We start from the raw sequence: 17,613 nt of genomic DNA, 5'->3' as shown, positions 1-17,613 counted from the left end.
AGTAGGTGTGTAAACTTGCCTTCGTTTTTTTCTAACAAGCGTTTAATTATTTTATTAGTCAGTGTAATTTTGATGGTGGCTGTAGTAGGGGTTACCATGAAAGAAAGACCCTACTACATGGGCTGAACAATTTTTGAGAGATACTATTGGTTTTGTCCAATCTCTTGCCTATAAACCCGCTCGCGCTGTAGCGGGTTTCTTTGAGAGCATTGAAGAAGTGAAACAAATTTATTCTGAGAACCAGCGGCTAAAGGCGAGTCTTCAAGAGCATGCCATCCTAGTGTCAAAGATCTATGAGCTTGAAAAAGAAAATGCCAGTCTGAAACAGCTTCTGAAAGTGGAGTCTGATCTAAATGATTATCAAGTCAGAGCAGCTGAAGTGATTATGAGATCCCCAGATCGCTGGCATCAACAAGTGACTATTAACCGTGGGAAAAAGCATGGAATTGAACCCAATATGGCGGTGATTACTGATAAAGGAATGGTCGGAAGAGTGAAGAGCGTTGCTCAATTTACATCGGTTGTAGAATTATTAAGCGATGTGAACAGAAGCAGTCAGGTGTCAGCTGTTGTTCAAGGGAATGAAGCCATTTACGGTATTATTGAACAGTATGATTTAGAGCAAAAAGGGTTGTATTTCAAAAAAATACCGATGGATGCTAAGTTGGAAGTGGGACAAAAAGTAGTCACTTCAGGGTTAGGTGGAATCTTCCCTAAAGGTCTATTGATTGGTGAAATCATGGAAGTGACTCCTGATGAATACGGATTAACACAAACAGCTTTAGTTAAGCCGGCAGCAAACTTAAATTCAACAGATTATGTTTTTGTGGTGGAAAGAGCCTTTCTTCCCCAATCAGACCAAGAAGAGGAGAAAGCTGAGGGGGATACATCGTCATGACTCGTTTTCTCTTTATCCTGACTCTTTTCTTGCTCTTTATTTTTGAAGGAACGATTGTTCAAGTTTTTTCCCCTGACAGGTGGGGGATACATATTCTTTTGGTGCCGCGTTTTGTCGTGGTGTTACTGATCTTTGCCGCTTTATTTCTAGGTCGTATTCAAGGCTTGATGATCGGTCTTATTTTTGGACTCATGTATGATGTCATCTATGGAAGTGCGATTGGTATCTATGCTTTCTCTATGGCTTTTATCGGATATTTTAGTGGATTGACATTCCGTATTTTTCAACAAAATGTCTTTTTGATTTTATTAACTGTACTTGTTTCTCTTGTGATTCATGAGTCGATCGTCTACGGTTTACTCTCCTTAACAAACGTAGTGAATATGGATATCAATTTCTTTTATATGCACCGTGTCATCCCGATTTTAATTCTCAATATGCTCTTTGCTTTGTTCGTTTCGTATCCTGCAAGAGCCATCTTACTTCAGATGAAAGAAGAGGATGAAAGTTAGGCAGAACTGAAAATTACTCGAGTACATTGCAGGAATTCACAACTACCGTGTGGAAATAGTAAGGTGGGGTGATCTTTGGATGTCAATAACAAAATCATACGTTACCATCAAGGGAACCAAAGGTGGCCTGGTATTTAACATGGATGATTCATGCTCTTACCAGGATTTAATCTTAGAGCTTACCAATAAATTAGATAAGGGATATCAGACGAACGAGCTAGATAACCAAGTCATTCGTGTTTCTTTGCAATTTGGTCATCGCTATCTATCTGATGAGCAGGAGAAAGAGATTCGAACGCTGATTCGATCAAAAGGAAACTTGGTGATCGATAAGCTTGAAAATTTTGTGGTTTCTAAAGAAGAAGTGACAAAGGCTCGATTACAAGCGAATATCCAAATTATTAATAAAACGATTCGTTCTGGTCAATTGTATCAATGCGATGGAAATGTGCTTATTCTGGGTGATGTGAATCCAGGGGGATGTATTCAGGCGAATGGCAGTATTTACGTTATGGGTTCTCTGCGCGGGATGGCTCATGCAGGGTTTCAGGGAGATGACAGTGCTGTGATCGCTGCCTCGACTTTACAACCGACTCAACTTCGTATTGCTACAATTGTTAGTCGACCTCCTGATGAATGGGATGTTGAGGTCTTTCAAATGGAATTTGCATATATAGATTCAGGTCAGATCGTTGTTGACAAGCTGCATCAATTAGCAGAGATTCGACCTGAGCTGAAAGGGTTTGTATAAGAGGAGGAAACAAGACACATGGGAGAGGCAATTGTAATTACTTCTGGAAAAGGCGGAGTAGGAAAGACAACGACTTCAGCAAATATTGGAACCGCATTGGCCCTTCAAGGCAAAAAGGTATGTTTGGTCGATACAGACATTGGTCTTAGAAATCTTGATGTGGTTATGGGGCTAGAAAACCGAATCATTTATGATTTGGTTGATGTTGTTGAAGGATCTTGCCGTTTAAAGCAAGCCTTAATCAAGGATAAGCGTTTTGATGAGTTGTATCTTCTGCCGGCAGCACAAACAAAAGACAAGGATTCTGTCCAACCAGAGCAGATCGCGAAAATTATCAGCGAACTAAAGCAAGATCACGATTATATTATTATTGATTGTCCAGCAGGTATTGAGCAAGGCTTTAAAAATGCTGTAGCTGGTGCAGATCAAGCGATTGTCGTGACGACTCCAGAAATTTCTGCTGTTCGAGATGCGGATCGTATTATTGGACTTTTAGAATCTGTGAAGATCGGCAGTCCTAAATTGATCATTAATCGAATACGTCCTCAGATGATGAAAAAAGGAGAAATGCTGGATGTAGATGAAATTGCCAACATCTTAGCAATCGACCTTATTGGAATCGTTCCTGACGATGAACAGGTGATTAAATCGACGAACACAGGTGAACCAACGGTAATGAATCCTGATTCCAAAGCATCTTTGGCTTATCGTAACATTGCCAGACGCATCCTAGGTGACTCTATACCATTGATGAATCTAGAGGAACAAAAAGGAGTCTTTTCTAAAATGAAACGCCTTTTTGGGATGAAAGGCTAATTAAAACCTCTTCTTTTGGCTATCCTAAGTCAAAAGGAGGGGATTTTTTATGACTGATAAGCCGCTTGAAAGAAAAGGGGAGAAGAATTCCTTTACTCCTTTGGCGACTGAATATAATTTTGTTCACTCTAGAGCCTTAGAGGAGTTTCCCGATGGTCCTTATGGCTCAGCAATGAACTTTGAGTTGGGGAAGACTTCAGGCTGGGATACGGGTGAGGAAGTAAATCCTCGATTTTCCTATGAAAATGAACAGCTTCATGAAGCGGCGAGTCGTGTTGGAGATACTCTTGCTGATCCGATACGAACAAAACCAGAAGGACATTTAGAGTAGGTAAGAAACAGGCTTTCTTCTCTTAAAGAGAGGAAAGCTTTTTTATGTTGACAGAATAACAGATCATTTTTTCTAGGGACAAGTCATATAGTGTAGTAATAGACTTTTTCTCTAGGGGTGAATAAGATGAGTTTTGATGATTACAAAGAAGGGGTCAAAAAACGTAGGCAGGAACGCCTTCACTTATTAAAAAAGAAACAAAGGTTATATACACCTGCTGCTTCAAGCTCATCATCGTCTGTTTTGGATAAGAAAGAGAGTCCGTATGAGGTGAAATATTCAGACTATCTCTATGAAGCTGAATATACCCATGAACCTTCGGGGTATGCTTTGATCGTTAAAATCATCTGCTCTGTCTTGTTGATTGCAGGAGTATACACCATCATGAAATCGGACAATCCTACTTTTGCAGGCGCACAGGATTTTGTGCATGAAGTGCTAGTCAGGGAATATAATGTGCAGGGGGTCATGGCTTGGTACGAAAAAAAAACGGGGGAGCTACCCGCTTTTTTGCCTAAGATTTTTAGTAGAGAACAAACCAAAGCGCCTGTACAGCCAAATCATGATTATGTTGTCCCCGTAAGCGGAGGAAAGGTCTTGGCTGCGTTTGGCTCGGGACAGGATGGGATCATGGTCCAAACAGCAAGTATGGTTCCAGTTGAAGTGGTCAAAGAAGGCTGGGTTACCTTCGTGGGACAGAAAGAAGGACTTGGTTTAACCATTGTGATCGAGCATGGAGATGGTGAAGAATCCTGGTATGGACATGTTCAAAACTTAAAAGTGCAATTACATGATTGGGTTGGTCAGGGGCAGGTTATCGGTTCAACGACGATTCAAGCAGAGAATGGAAAAGGAAAACTATACTTTGCTTTAAGAAAGGATTCAGTATTTATTAATCCCTTGGATGTGATGAAATTTGATTAAGCTGTCGATTCATCCATCCTTTTTCCTTGTTTTTTTTCTTGCCCTCTTACATGGCTTTATTTATGATGTGATGCTGTTGTTCATCATTGTTATTATTCATGAGTTAGGTCATGCTTGCACCGCCAAGGCGTATGGCTGGAGAGTGCGAAAGATACAGCTTCTCCCTTTTGGAGGAGTGGCAGAGGTAGATGAACACGGCAATCGTTCAACAAAGGAAGAAATGCTGGTCATTGTAGCTGGTCCCCTAATGAATCTGATCATGATTTTTTTCGGACTTATCTGTTTATTTTCTGGGCTATGGCAGGAGAGCTTTGCCATGCAATTTATTGAATATAATATGATTATCTTTCTTTTTAATCTGCTACCTATTTTACCCTTGGATGGGGGTAAATTAGTACAGATCATGCTGTGCACATTGTTTCCTTTTAGAAAGGCAATTCGACACTCTCTCCTTGTGAGTGGAGTGTGTTTTTTTATGTATCTTGTTATCATCATTCTGTTCTATCCTCTATATTTTTATTTGTGGATCGTGGCGATCTTTCTTTTCATCTCTCACATCTTAGAATTAAAGCAATCCCACTTTCAATTTATGAGGTTTATCTTAGAACGCTATTCTAAAAATCAGAATCATGATCTTGAAGTGGTGAGTATCGTTGCTTATCCAACAGAAGCCCTACATGATTTAATCGTGCGAATGTATCGCAATAAATATCATTATTTTTGTATTGTTGATGAGAAAGGAAACATCTCCTATGTCATCAGCGAACAGGAACTTTTAGACCAATATTTTGCGGAAAATAAAGCATATTGTACAGTGAGCAATGCTTTCGGTTAAAATAGAGGAAGAACAGAAAACGAAGGCAATGAGGTGGGGTCCTTGGGTAAGAAGCTATTTGTCAATAGTTTAGATAGAGAAACAAGAGTGGCTGTCGTTGAGGATCAAAAAGTAGTGGAGTTATTAATTGAGCGCCCTTTGGAAAAAAGGGTTGTTGGGAATGTCTACAAGGGGAGAGTAGTGAATGTTCTACCTGGCATGCAGGCAGCCTTTATCGATATTGGAATCAGTAAAAATGCTTTCTTATACGTAGACGATATTTACCCTAGCAGAGGGATTGCGAAGGACACAGAAGAAAGCAGTCCAACGGTTAAGGAACTGATTAAGGAAGGGGAAGAGATTCTTGTTCAGGTGAACAAAGAACCTGTCGGCAATAAAGGCGCGCGAGTGACCACGAACATTTCTTTGGCAGGTAGATATCTTGTCTACGTTCCCTTCGGAAATCATATTGGAATCTCAAGAAAGATTGAAGATGAAAGCGAACGGGAAAGATTGAAGGGAATGGCGGATGAGATTGTTCAAGGCTCTGAAGGTTAATTATTCGAACGGCTTGTGAAGGGATTTCTGAGCATGAATTTCTTCAAGATGTCAATAGTTTACGAATAAAGTGGCAGGAAATCTTAGCAAAAGAAAAAAACGCTTCGATATGTAGCTTGATCTATCAGGATGTCGATATGATCTCTAAATTAGTTCGTGATCTAATGACAGATGATGTGGATGAATGTATGATCGATAACTCCTCTCATTATCACCGCTTGAAACAAGAGATTCAACTCTATCCTGAGATTAAAGGAGCTCTTACCCATTATAAAGGCAATCAGAATATATTTGATTATTATCAGATTACAGCGGATTTGGAACGTTCTCTACGAAAAAAGGTTTGGCTAAAAAACGGAGGCTACTTGATTATTGATCAGACAGAGGCACTCACGGTCATAGATATTAATACAGGGAAATATACAGGACACCAAAACCTAGAGGAAACGGTGTATATAACGAATGTGGAAGCGGCCAAAGAGATTGCTCGACAGCTCCGTCTACGAGACATTGGGGGCATTGTGATCATTGATTTTATTGATATGATCCTGCCGGAGCATCAAGAAAATGTCCTTCAAGCCTTAGAAGAAGTCGTTAAGAAAGATCGGACGAAAACAAATGTGGTCGGGATTACGGCCCTTGGATTGGTGGAAATGACACGCAAGAAGATTAGACAGAATGTCCTAGAAGTGACGACCAAGTTTTGTTCGTATTGTGATGGGAAAGGGTATACAGCTTCTGAAGAAACCATTGCGGCACAAGTGGAGCGCATTCTTCTGGAGTATAGGAATGCCGGGGACATTGAAGGGGTGCTTGTTCAAGTGCATCCCTCCGTAGCTGCTAAGCTGTTCGGAGAGGGAAGATCCAGTCTTCGTGAATTGGAGAAGCATTGTGGTTTTAAGGTGTACTTGCATGGAACCCCGCACAATCACTTGGAGGAATATCAGGTGATCTATATGGGCTCACTAGCAGAAACGAAAAGAAAGCTAGAGGCTCTACAGCAGAAGTTGACATGATGCCAAGAAATATGGTATTGTTATCTTTGTTAGTTTTACGTGTGCTTGAACTCCAAGCATACTGTAACCGCACAGACTAGGTAGAAGACATTGATTAATGCACCTAGAATGGCGAGTCTGAGTATAAGAGGAGGTGCAATAATGTACGCAATTATCGAAACAGGTGGAAAGCAATATAAGGTTGAAAAAGGTACAGAGCTATACATCGAGAAGCTACACGTAGCTGAAGGTGAAACTGTGAACTTCGACCAAGTTGTATTTGTTAATAAGGATGGAGAAGTCCTAACAGGTGCTCCAACAGTTGCAGGTGCTACTGTAACAGCTAAAGTTGAGCGTCACGGTAAAGGACAAAAACTTACGATTTTCAAATACAAATCTAAGAAGAACTACCGTCGTAAGCAAGGTCACCGTCAACCATATACAAAAGTTGTGGTTGAAGCGATCAACGCTTAATTATAAGGTGGTTTTCTATGATAAAGATAACCATTAAACGTCAACCAGATAGCCGAGAGATTCTGCAATTTACTTTACATGGGCATGCGGGCTACGCAGACTCAGGTCAGGATATTGTCTGCTCTGCTGTGACGGCTGTTTCTTTTGGAACAGTGAATTCGATTGAAACATTACTTGATACGAAGCTACAGATTGAAATGGAGCAGAAGACAGGCTTTCTCCACTGTATAGTACCTACATCTAGAGATGAAGCTACACATGATGAAGCTACACATGAGAAAGTTCAACTTTTATTAGAAAGTATGGTCTTAACCCTAGAATCTATTGCTTCTGAATATGGAAAATATATAAACATTATTTTTGAATGAAGGAGGTGAACGATATGCTAAAAATGAACTTACAATTCTTCGCATCCAAAAAAGGGGTAGGTAGTACAAAGAACGGTCGTGATTCTATCGCGAAACGTTTAGGTACAAAGCGTGGTGACGGACAAACTGTTACTGCTGGAAGCATCTTAGTTCGCCAACGCGGAACGAAGATTTACCCAGGAACGAATGTAGGGATTGGTGGAGATGACACACTTTTTGCTAAAGTTGAAGGTGTAGTACGTTTCGAGCGTCTTGGACGTGACCGTAAAAAAGTGAGTGTTTACCCTGCATAATAAGCAAGTAAGGGAGAGGGAGCAGATAGGCTCCCTTTTTTCTTTTTCCTAGAGACTAGAAGGAATGGTCTAGATATCCTACCGTGTTTAGTATATTATTAATGTTAGTAACTACCAAACAAATGGTCCTTAGATCCAACGGAGGATACGAATATGAATAAAAAACAAGAATTTATAGAATATCTAAAACATTACCGACATGACTGGCTTAATCATATCCAGATTATTAAAGGGTATTTAAGCTTGGGTAAAATGGATCAAGCCCAAAAATTTTTGGATTCTGTGATTGTTAATTCACATTATGAATCAAAAATTTCGCAACTAGGAGACGTAGATCTTTCTTATTTTCTGCTTACATACAATTGGACTCAAGAAAAAATCATGTTAGATATAGAAATTGAAGATGATGATGCAGATATATCTAAGATTGGGGTAAACTATCCCTATCTACTGAGTTGGCTCTCTACAATTACAAAAATGGTGGAAAGCTACTGTGAATGTCAATTTGAGAATCGTCTTTCTTTTCTTTTTCAGGTGAAAGAAAAGCACATCGCTGTGGTCGTTGAATTTATAGGAAAATGGAAAAACGAAGAGGCAAAGCAAGCCATTTCTGCAATTCAAGAAATGGTTCAAAAAGAACGAGGTACATTTGTACTAGGAGAGAATGACGAGTCGAAGTTCGACTTCGAAATAGTGGCAGAGCAACAGCCCTAGAAGAATAAAGCAGACTTCCATCAGATGGGGTTTTTACTCCACCTAACGATGGATAAAAGTTATGTACCATGAGGTGAAAAACCATGTTTGTAGATAAGGTAAATATATACGTAAAAGCTGGAAATGGCGGAAATGGGATGATTGCGTTTCGCCGTGAAAAGTATGTTCCAGATGGTGGACCAGCAGGCGGAGATGGCGGAAATGGAGCAGATATCATCTTTGAAGTGGATGAGGGCTTGCGTACATTGATGGATTTTCGCTATCAAAAGCATTTTAAAGCATCTGCTGGTGAAAATGGACGTACCAAAAGGCAGCATGGCAGCGGAGCCGAGGACATGATTGTCAGGGTTCCTCCTGGCACAACGGTGACAGATCAAGATACAGAAGAAGTGATTGCTGATTTGGTACATCATGGACAACGTGCGCTCATTGCCAAAGGAGGACGGGGTGGTAGAGGGAATTGCCGTTTTGCCACTCATAAGAATCCTGCTCCTCATGTAGCGGAAAATGGAGAGCCGGGGCAGGAGCGTAACATTTCGTTAGAATTAAAGGTTTTGGCTGATGTTGGCTTGGTCGGTTTTCCAAGTGTAGGTAAATCGACTTTACTCTCTGTAGTATCAGCGGCAAAACCCAAAATCGCAGCCTATCATTTTACTACTCTTACGCCAAATTTAGGTTTAGTGGATGTTGGGGATATGCGCAGCTTTGTCATGGCTGACTTACCGGGTTTGATTGAAGGAGCTCATCAGGGAGTTGGATTAGGTCATCAATTTCTAAGGCATATTGAGCGGACAAGGGTTATTGTGCATGTAGTCGATATGTCTGGCTCAGAAGGGCGTAATCCCTATCAGGACTACCTTCAAATTAACCAAGAGCTAAAGCTCTATAATTACCGTCTAGAAGAAAGAAAACAGATTATCGTAGCGAATAAGATGGATATCCCTGAGGCAGAAGGGAATCTACAAGAGTTTCGTCGACAGATTGGAGATGAAGCGTCCATCTTTCCTATTTCAGCTGTTACCAAAGAAGGAACAAAAGAGTTAGTCTATGCTATTGCCGATCTTTTAGACTCCATACCACATACCACATTTGAACAAGAGATTGAAGAACAGCCAGAAGCCCATGTCATGTATCGTTTTACAGAAGAGGATAAAGGATTCCGTGTCTATAAAGACAATGAGATTTTTGTTGTTGAAGGAGATCGTATTGAAAAACTGTTCAAGATGACCAACTTTACAACGGAAGAATCCGCTAGACGCTTTGCGAGAACGATTCGTTTAATGGGAGTAGATGAAGAATTACGATCGCGTGGGGCAGAGGCTGGAGATACCGTGCGTATCATGGATTTTGAATTTGAATTTATTGATTAGAATAAGAAGCGTTCATTGTTAAAGGTGGACAAAAGAAGCCCTTAAAAAATAAGGTGCTTCTTTTTTTCATCCCGTTTGACCCTTGGATAAGTAAAAACTCCATCCGATGGAAGTCTACTTTATTAAAAAAATGTAAATGAAAGCGGTTACTATACAGAAACCTATTGTCACTCTTTTTATAACCTGATATAATTGTCCATTATATAAATACAAATGTATACTTCAGGAGGACATAAAAGTGATGGGGGCAAACAAAGAAACCTTTTACTTAATTCGCTCGGATATTTTGCCAGAATCCATTCAAAAAGCCATTGAGGCAAAAAAAATTCTGGAAAGAGGAGATGTTGAAACCATTCAAGAAGCGGTAGACAAAGTAGGACTAAGCCGGAGTGCTTTTTATAAGTACAAAGACGCTGTTTTTCCTTTTAATGCGATGATGAAACAGAAGATTATGACCGTGTCTCTAAACTTAGAGCATCGTTCAGGAATATTATCTCAAATGCTTAGCTTTATCGCCAGTAGAAGAGGAAATGTCTTGACCATTAATCAGACGATTCCTATCCAGGGATTAGCGAACGTAGTCTTAACCATAGAAACTGCACAAATGGATCTAAGTGCAACGGAATTAAGTGAAGAACTTAGACATTTAGATGGAGTCCAAAAGGTCATCTTGGTAGGTCAAGGATAAAGTGCAAAATCTTCTTCTAAAAGAAGAATCGTCAAAAAAGTACAGAAAATTTATAAAAAAGGATAGGAGTTTTTCATATGATGGACTATAATAAGGAAATTAAAGTAGGATTATTAGGTTTTGGTACAGTGGGGACAGGTGTCGTACGCATAATTCAGCAGCATCAGGATGATCTTGTCCATCAAACAGGCTGTAGGATCAAGGTTGAAAAGATTGTTGTTCAATCGCTGGAGAAGTCCCGTTCTCTCGATGTAGAAGAAGGGGTCCTTACGCTGCATGCTGAGGACGTGATCCACAACCCTGATATTGATATTGTCATTGAAGTTATCGGTGGAGTAGAAAAAGCCCGTCATTATATATCGCAGGCTTTACAGCAAAAGAAACATGTCATTACCGCGAATAAGGACCTCATGGCGATTCATGGAGCTGAGCTCTTAACGCTGGCTAGTCAGAATGGCTGCGACCTTTTCTATGAAGCGAGTGTAGCCGGTGGTATCCCGATTATTCGAGCGTTAGTCGAAGGTTTTGCTTCAGATCGAGTGCGTAAAATGATGGGGATATTGAATGGGACGACAAACTATATGTTAACGAGAATGTCTAAGGAAGGCTTGTCCTACGATGATTGCCTACAGCAAGCGCAAGCACTTGGCTATGCAGAGGCAGATCCAACCTCTGATGTAGAGGGCTTAGATGCTGCCAGAAAGCTAGCCATTCTAGGAACGTTAGGCTTCCATACGGAAGTTTCTTTAGATGAGGTAAAGGTTCGAGGAATCTCACAAGTATCGAAAGAGGATCTTGAGTATGGAAAATCTTTTGGATATGAAATGAAGCTTCTTGGCATTGCTGATCGCAATGATCAAGGAATCGAGCTTTCCGTTCAACCTACATTTGTCCATAAATCGCATCCATTAGCGCATGTAAATGGTGTATTTAATGCCGTGTATGTTTATGGAGAAGCCGTAGGAGAAACCATGTTCTATGGTCCTGGAGCTGGAGAATTGCCTACAGCAACTGCTGTTGTTTCTGACCTCGTTACGGTCGTGAAAAATTTAAAGCTTGGTGTAAACGGACGTGGCATGGTAGCCCCTTATAGAGAGAAAAAATTAAAGCCACAGGAAAGCGTCTTGAATCGCTACTTTATCCGCCTTGTTGTCCATGATCAACCAGGGGTGTTAGCTTCGATTACAAGATCATTAGCAGATTTAGATATGAGTATCTCACAAATATACCAAAAAGAAATAGAAAACGACAAAGCTGAGATTGTGATCATTACACACACAATATCGCTCGCTGCGCTTGAAAAATGGTTGGAGCAAGTGAAACAGGATCAGCATATTGATCACGTAGCTAGTTGTTATGCGGTAGAAGGAGAGGAACTATAGAATGAGTGGATTATTAGCAAAATACGCGCAATATTTACCAGTAACAGAACAAACCCCTAAACTAAGCTTAGGAGAAGGAAATACGCCTTTGGTACATGCAGAGAATCTGTCAAAGGAGCTATCAGCTCAGATTTACTTGAAGCTTGAAGGGTTAAATCCTACAGGATCTTTTAAAGATCGTGGGATGGTCATGGCAGTAGCCAAAGCAAAAGAAGAAGGGGCTAAGGCAATTATTTGTGCCTCTACAGGAAATACATCTGCATCGGCTGCGGCATATGCGGCTAAAGCAGGGTTAAAATGTTATGTCGTTATCCCAGATGGTTATGTGGCAATGGGGAAACTGGCACAGGCGATCATGTATGGAGCAGAAATTATTCCGATCAAGGGGAACTTTGATCAGGCACTGGACCTTGTCAAAAAGCTAAGTGAATCGCACCCTATTCAATTAGTGAACTCTGTCAATCCTTATCGAATTGAAGGACAAAAAACAGGCTCTTATGAGATTATAGAGCAGCTTGGAAAGGCTCCTGATATCTTTGCTTTGCCTGTAGGGAATGCAGGCAATATTACAGCGTATTGGAAAGGGTTTAAAGAAGCCTTCAACCACCAGTTAAGCACAAGTAAACCTAAAATGTGGGGCTTTGAGGCAGAAGGTGCCGCTGCGATTGTGAAAAACGAAGTGATCAAAGAGCCAGATACTTTTGCTACTGCGATTCGTATAGGAAATCCGGCAAGCTGGGAGTATGCTGTTCAAGCGAGGGATGAGTCTGGTGGAATGATTGATTTTGTCACTGATGAGGAGATAAGAGCGGCATACTATACACTTGCTGAAAAAGAAGGGGTTTTCTGTGAGCCAGCTTCTGCTGCCTCAGTAGCAGGGATTCTGAAACGACATAAACAAGGAGATATTCCAGCCGGTAGTACCATTGTTTGTATCCTAACAGGAAATGGGCTCAAAGATCCTACAAGTGCGATGGAGAAAATCAAAGAAAACCCAAAAGCGATTCAAGGCACGGAAGAAGAATTGGTACAAACCATCTTTGCTAGTGGAGGGGTTTAGATGTCGCTAGCTGAAGAAAGGATGATTGTCAGAGTTCCTGCTAGTACAGCCAATCTAGGCTCAGGCTTTGACAGCATCGGAATTGCTCTACAATTGTATCTAACTTTAGAGGTAGAAAAAGCGGAAAAGACACATTTCGTCTGGAAAGGGAAGGATTTAGAGGGGCTGGAGATTTCTGAAGAAGATAATTTAATTTTACAAGCTATTCTTCGGCTCTATTCTTTATGTAACCAGAACCCTCCGCAGCTTCGTATCGAAGTAAGCAGTGAGATTCCTTTGACTCGAGGTCTTGGAAGCAGTGCATCAGCTTATGTTGGCGGTTTGGTGATAGCCAATGAACTATTAGGTCATCCGTTTACAATAGAAGAACTATTGTGGCTGGCAACAGAGGAAGAGGGACACCCCGATAATGTCGGGGCCTCTCTTTTAGGTGGAGTAGTGATGGCAAGTGTCGATTGGGATCAAAAGAAAGTCGTCTACCATAAGCAATCCTTTCCTATCCAATGGAAATGGATTGCAGCGATCCCGTCTTACACACTATCTACTGCTCTGGCGAGAAATCTGCTGCCGGAACAATATCCTAAACAAGATGCGATTTATAATTTAAGCCGCTATGGGATGCTGGTATCCTCCTTAATGACTGGAAATCGTGCAGGAATGAAGATGGGGCTACAGGATGCTCTCCATCAGCCTTATCGCAGTCAATTGATCCCTGGATTTGAGGAACTTCTGCGTAGACAGGATGAGCTGAATATGATAGGTTTTGTGATAAGCGGTGCAGGACCAACGGTTTTGGGCTTAATGGAAGAAGTAGAAGATCATGAACAAGTAGTGAATGAAATGAGAAACGTTATGACGATTGCTGGCCACACTGTTGAAGTCTTTCCTCTGGCCGTTGATCAAGAGGGATTCTCTGTCCAGCGAGTGGCGGTTAGAACGTAATAGATGAATGAATAGAGATAAAATGTAGGAGTGAAAAGAGAGTGTCATACCGAATAGCTTACTTAGGACCGAGTGGAACATTTACAGAAGAGGCATTACGAAAACTGTGTCATCACTATCTTTCTTTTTCAAAGGAACAAAGCATAGAGATGATTCCGAAAGTAACCATTCCAGATTGTTTAAGTTCTTGTCAAAAGGACGAGGTCGATTTTGCCATGGTTCCCATTGAAAATTCAATAGAGGGTTCTGTCAATATGACCTTGGATTGGCTAATCCATCAGGTGGACTTACCTATCCGAGCAGAATTAATCTTACCTATTAGTCAATTTGCTATTATCCATCCGAATCATGAGCATTTAGAATTGAAAGAAATAGAAACCATCTTTTCTCATCCTCATGCCATTGCCCAATGTCACGAATTTATTCGGAAGCATTGCCCTAATAGTACGATTGAGTATATGAAAAGCACATCGGACGCTGTTGGGTGGGTGGCGAAGCATCCTGAACACAAGTATCTGGCAATTGGAACTCAACTGGCGGCTGAACTGAATCAATGCTTGATTCGCGCCGCAGAAATTGAAGATTATGAGAATAACTTTACTCGTTTTGTCCTTGTAGGCAGGAAGGTGATGGCTGAGATCAAGCAAGAGGAAGCGAAACACTCAGGCAAAACAACAATCTTAATTACTCTTCCAGAGGACTATCCGGGTGCTCTTCATCAAGTCCTCTCTGCTTTTGCTTGGAGAAAGCTAAATTTATCTAGGATCGAATCTAGACCGACGAAAAAATGTCTAGGCAGTTATTTCTTTTTTATTGACATTGAGCAGATTATGGATGATGTTTTATTGCCTGGAGCTATCTCGGAAATTGAAGCGCTGGGCTGTCAGGTACGTTATTTAGGTAGCTATCCATGTTTTTTACCAAAAACGATGAGCAAATTGCCCACTTAAGCATATGATGGTATGGACTTATGTTTAAGGAGGAAATTCAAAAGTGAAAATTCACATTGTACAAAAAGGTGACACACTTTGGAATTTGGCTGAGAAATATGGAGTGGATTTTGAAAGCTTAAAACAGGCAAATGCTCATTTGAGTGATCCTGACATGATTATGCCTGGTATGAAAATCAAAATTCCAACCTCGCTGTTCCAGCCAAAAAAGACAGCAAAAAAGGCAAGAAGCCCTTAACTGGATTAGACGTGAAAGGGAAAAAGGAGATGCCTAAAAAAGCAGGAGAGATGGAAAAGGCTGATGTCATGGGTGAAATGGCTAAAATGGATAAGCCAATCAAAGAGCAGCCCAAAGTTGATCTAGTGGAAGAGATTGGAGTCAAGGATAAAACAGGTGCATTAAAGCAGTTGCTAAAGGAAACAGCACCACACGTGTTAAAAAATCTTTTGCAAGAGGTAAAGCCTGATTTCCTCGAGTCGTGGTCTGTAGAGCTTGAAATGATGAAACAGAAGGAGAAAGTAACAACAAAGCCCGCACCACCGAAAATGTTACCTATAGAAGAGGTGAAACCAACGCTTCCACCTCCACCAGTACCAAAGGCTCCGATAACAGAAATTAAACCGCTCCCTTATAAACCTCCTTATGAAAAGCCGATGGAAAAGCCAATTAAAACGATGCCAGTACAACAAATGGAGCATCCATGCCCTCCATATCCTCCTTCACCGCATTATGGGTATAGCCCAGCTTATCAAATGGGGTATCCAGGAGCTGTACAGGGCATGCCAGGGATGCAGCCTTCCTCTTGTCAAGCGGGCTATCCCTATATGCCAGCCGTTACTCATCCACAAACAGGGTATACACAGCAACCGATGCATTCTACTCAGCAACCAATGAATCAGATGCACCAGCCTATGCACCCGGGGATGTCTCCGAGTCCTTATGTACCTTCATTAACAAGCCCCTATGGTGGCGGTATGCCGATGCCACATACAAAAGATTGTGGATGTGGTAACAAGAGAGATTCTCACTCGTCATCCTAATTCCATCTCTTTAAGCAACGAAAAAAGTCCTTTTCTCTTATGATCTAAATCATGTTTTTGATGATTAACTCATAGGATGACTATAAGGGCTTTTTTCTGGTTGGAGGTGCTAGATCAATGAGTTCATTCGATGCTTCGCTCTTAATAAAACTGTTTGAAGAGCAATATCTTATGCAAGTTACCAAGCTAACAAATATGAAGAATGATCATGTTTTCTTGGTTGAAACAGAGAGAGAAAAATATGTACTGAAGACTTATGAGGACGAAGAAACCTTACGATGGCAAGAAAAATTTACTGAGCAAGTGATCGAAAGAGGAACAAAAGGGATGATTCCTTTTGTTAAAAACATAAGAAATACAAGTATAAATAGGATTCCTAACCAGCAAAAGGTATTTGGAATCATGCCATTTATTCCTGGAGAAATCATTGATCCATCTAATTGGAAACAGGTTAAGGATTGTATAAAATTGTTAGCTCACTTTCATTTAAAGAGTGGAGGAATTTATGGAAAAAAGCAGGTGATCCCTTTTCGTTCGCAGTTGCTTGAAAAGTGGAACCAACGTCTCCAGTTATTTGTTCGCTCTCTTCAACCTTTTCACAAAGCACATGAACATACAGGAGTAGAAAGCATGGGTGGGATACGCCAAGCCATGGCACGTTATTATGAAGAAGCTATACACTGGGCGGAATGGACCTTAACACACGTACCTAAAGCGTATCTCTTATTTTTAGAAGAACAAGCTCAATGGGAGCGTCAGATGGCTCACTTAGATGTCGCACCACATAATTTCTTAACCATGAAAGGACAATATTATTATTTGCTGGATTACGACCTTGCCGATTATGCCCCTCCTCTTCTGGATGTTGTCCAGTTTATTAATCGGATTTCTAACGAATTTGAATGGTCCTTTGATACAGTAGAAGAATTGATTTATACATATAGCTCGATTTATAGCCTGCATCCAATGGAAAAAAAAATCATCCCTCTCTTATTAGTCTATCCTAACGATTTATTCAGGGAATGGTTAGGACTGTGGAAAAATCATGGGGGATTTCATCCAGAACGCGTTCGCAGTTATATGCTCTCATTAGACCAGAACTGGGAGAAAAGAAGAAGGTTTGTACAGACGTGTATGAATAGGAATATTTAACTCGATTAAAAGCATCTCAATTTCACCATCATAATGTGTGAAGGAGGTGCTTTTTCATGAAAAAAGCCATTAAAAAAGCAGCTTTAGGGTTAACAATCGCTTTAACAATGTCAACAGCTATTGCTTGTGCTCCTGCCGCAGATCGTGGTGCTATGGATGAAAGAGGATTTCGTGGTACCGGTGTTCATCAAGATAGAGGAACACAGTTTGGAACGAGGCAACCTGGATTATTAGGAGATAGACAACCTGGGGCATTAGGAAATGATACACGAGGTGGATTGTTTGGAAATAGAATGGGGACGAATCAAACACGTGAACGTATTGGAGTAACAGGAGGAGATACGTTGAATCGTGGAACAATTCAAGCTCCTAGAGGCGGAACCCTCTTTGGTGGAGCTGGTCCACGTATGCATGGAGCTAGGACAAACATGGGCGATACGAACCGAGGAGTAGGGTTTGGAATGCAAGGTGCTGGTGGAATGAACCGAGGAGTAGGGTTAGGAACGCCTGGTGCTGGTGGAATGAACCGAGGAGCAGGGCTTGGAATGCAAGGTGCTGGTGGAATGAACCAAGGAGCAGG

General features: G+C 41.0%; 21 protein-coding genes, 2 pseudogenes and 1 other annotated feature. All 23 genes and pseudogenes read left to right on the top strand.

What is annotated here, in order from left to right:
* The first annotated feature begins 15 nt into the window (after positions 1 to 15).
* Positions 16 to 898: pseudogene (gene mreC, locus JCM10596_RS25330) on the top strand (rod shape-determining protein MreC).
* Positions 895 to 1,410: a rod shape-determining protein MreD gene (gene mreD / locus JCM10596_RS12430; protein WP_025027408.1), complete on the top strand. Its 516-nt coding sequence runs from the start codon at positions 895 to 897 to the stop codon at positions 1,408 to 1,410. Before mreC ends, mreD begins: the two are co-directional and overlap by 4 nt.
* A gap of 79 nt (positions 1,411 to 1,489) precedes the next feature.
* Positions 1,490 to 2,161, top strand: a complete 672-nt coding sequence (minC, locus tag JCM10596_RS12425) for a septum site-determining protein MinC (RefSeq protein WP_025027407.1) — start codon at positions 1,490 to 1,492, stop codon at positions 2,159 to 2,161.
* Positions 2,162 to 2,179: 18 nt separating this feature from the next.
* On the top strand, positions 2,180 to 2,977 hold the full coding sequence (gene minD / locus JCM10596_RS12420) for a septum site-determining protein MinD (protein WP_025027406.1): 798 nt from the start codon (positions 2,180 to 2,182) through the stop codon (positions 2,975 to 2,977).
* Positions 2,978 to 3,026: 49 nt separating this feature from the next.
* Positions 3,027 to 3,308 carry a hypothetical protein gene (locus JCM10596_RS12415; protein WP_025027405.1) on the top strand — a complete coding sequence of 94 codons (282 nt, stop codon included), beginning with the start codon at positions 3,027 to 3,029 and terminating at the stop codon, positions 3,306 to 3,308.
* 126 nt (positions 3,309 to 3,434) lie between these two features.
* Positions 3,435 to 4,232, top strand: coding sequence for a peptidoglycan DD-metalloendopeptidase family protein (locus tag JCM10596_RS12410; protein WP_025027404.1), 798 nt, complete (start codon positions 3,435 to 3,437; stop codon positions 4,230 to 4,232).
* Positions 4,225 to 5,067, top strand: coding sequence for a M50 family metallopeptidase (locus tag JCM10596_RS12405; RefSeq protein WP_025027403.1), 843 nt, complete (start codon positions 4,225 to 4,227; stop codon positions 5,065 to 5,067). The genes JCM10596_RS12410 and JCM10596_RS12405 overlap by 8 nt, the downstream gene beginning before the upstream one ends.
* Before the next feature lie 42 nt (positions 5,068 to 5,109).
* A complete protein-coding gene (locus JCM10596_RS30845; protein ID WP_051541291.1) occupies positions 5,110 to 5,604 on the top strand; it encodes a ribonuclease E/G in 495 nt (164 codons plus the stop codon).
* The gene (locus JCM10596_RS27855) at positions 5,604 to 6,620 is read left to right on the top strand and encodes a ribonuclease E/G (protein WP_081792023.1); all 1,017 of its coding nucleotides are present in this window, start codon (positions 5,604 to 5,606) and stop codon (positions 6,618 to 6,620) included. The genes JCM10596_RS30845 and JCM10596_RS27855 overlap by 1 nt, the downstream gene beginning before the upstream one ends.
* A 55-nt stretch (positions 6,621 to 6,675) precedes the next feature.
* Positions 6,676 to 6,749: a sequence feature (ribosomal protein L21 leader region), on the top strand.
* Between the two features lie 12 nt (positions 6,750 to 6,761).
* Positions 6,762 to 7,073: a 50S ribosomal protein L21 gene (gene rplU / locus JCM10596_RS12395; protein WP_025027402.1), complete on the top strand. Its 312-nt coding sequence runs from the start codon at positions 6,762 to 6,764 to the stop codon at positions 7,071 to 7,073.
* A gap of 17 nt (positions 7,074 to 7,090) precedes the next feature.
* Positions 7,091 to 7,441: a ribosomal-processing cysteine protease Prp gene (locus tag JCM10596_RS12390; RefSeq protein WP_025027401.1), complete on the top strand. Its 351-nt coding sequence runs from the start codon at positions 7,091 to 7,093 to the stop codon at positions 7,439 to 7,441.
* A 14-nt stretch (positions 7,442 to 7,455) separates the two neighbouring features.
* Positions 7,456 to 7,734: a 50S ribosomal protein L27 gene (gene rpmA / locus JCM10596_RS12385; protein WP_025027400.1), complete on the top strand. Its 279-nt coding sequence runs from the start codon at positions 7,456 to 7,458 to the stop codon at positions 7,732 to 7,734.
* A gap of 153 nt (positions 7,735 to 7,887) precedes the next feature.
* Positions 7,888 to 8,448 (top strand): Spo0B domain-containing protein, encoded by a 561-nt coding sequence (locus JCM10596_RS27850; protein ID WP_025027399.1) that lies wholly within the window; start codon positions 7,888 to 7,890, stop codon positions 8,446 to 8,448.
* An 83-nt stretch (positions 8,449 to 8,531) separates the two neighbouring features.
* Positions 8,532 to 9,818 carry a GTPase ObgE gene (gene obgE, locus JCM10596_RS12375; protein WP_025027398.1) on the top strand — a complete coding sequence of 429 codons (1,287 nt, stop codon included), beginning with the start codon at positions 8,532 to 8,534 and terminating at the stop codon, positions 9,816 to 9,818.
* Positions 9,819 to 10,059: 241 nt separating this feature from the next.
* The gene (thrR, locus tag JCM10596_RS12370; RefSeq protein ID WP_025027397.1) at positions 10,060 to 10,506 is read left to right on the top strand and encodes a transcriptional regulator ThrR; all 447 of its coding nucleotides are present in this window, start codon (positions 10,060 to 10,062) and stop codon (positions 10,504 to 10,506) included.
* Positions 10,507 to 10,583: 77 nt separating this feature from the next.
* A complete protein-coding gene (locus JCM10596_RS12365) occupies positions 10,584 to 11,888 on the top strand; it encodes a homoserine dehydrogenase (RefSeq protein WP_439644838.1) in 1,305 nt (434 codons plus the stop codon).
* 1 nt (position 11,889) lies between these two features.
* Positions 11,890 to 12,948, top strand: a complete 1,059-nt coding sequence (thrC, locus tag JCM10596_RS12360; RefSeq protein WP_025027395.1) for a threonine synthase — start codon at positions 11,890 to 11,892, stop codon at positions 12,946 to 12,948.
* Positions 12,949 to 13,890, top strand: coding sequence for a homoserine kinase (gene thrB, locus JCM10596_RS12355; RefSeq protein WP_025027394.1), 942 nt, complete (start codon positions 12,949 to 12,951; stop codon positions 13,888 to 13,890).
* Positions 13,891 to 13,931: 41 nt separating this feature from the next.
* Positions 13,932 to 14,840: a prephenate dehydratase gene (gene pheA / locus JCM10596_RS12350; RefSeq protein WP_025027393.1), complete on the top strand. Its 909-nt coding sequence runs from the start codon at positions 13,932 to 13,934 to the stop codon at positions 14,838 to 14,840.
* 43 nt (positions 14,841 to 14,883) lie between these two features.
* Positions 14,884 to 15,078, top strand: coding sequence for a SafA/ExsA family spore coat assembly protein (safA, locus tag JCM10596_RS12345; RefSeq protein ID WP_025027392.1), 195 nt, complete (start codon positions 14,884 to 14,886; stop codon positions 15,076 to 15,078).
* 29 nt (positions 15,079 to 15,107) lie between these two features.
* Positions 15,108 to 15,881, top strand: coding sequence for a polyadenylate binding domain-containing protein (locus JCM10596_RS12340; RefSeq protein WP_025027391.1), 774 nt, complete (start codon positions 15,108 to 15,110; stop codon positions 15,879 to 15,881).
* A gap of 117 nt (positions 15,882 to 15,998) precedes the next feature.
* Entirely contained in the window at positions 15,999 to 17,033 is a 1,035-nt protein-coding gene (locus JCM10596_RS12335; protein ID WP_025027390.1) for a phosphotransferase, read from the top strand.
* Between the two features lie 56 nt (positions 17,034 to 17,089).
* Positions 17,090 to 17,613: pseudogene (locus tag JCM10596_RS25315) on the top strand (hypothetical protein); the annotation flags it as partial.

Source organism: Caldalkalibacillus mannanilyticus JCM 10596 (genome assembly GCF_000615945.1).
Taxonomy (GTDB): Bacteria; Bacillota; Bacilli; order Caldalkalibacillales; family JCM-10596; genus Bacillus_AT; species Bacillus_AT mannanilyticus.
This window is presented reverse-complemented; position numbering and strand designations above follow the sequence as displayed.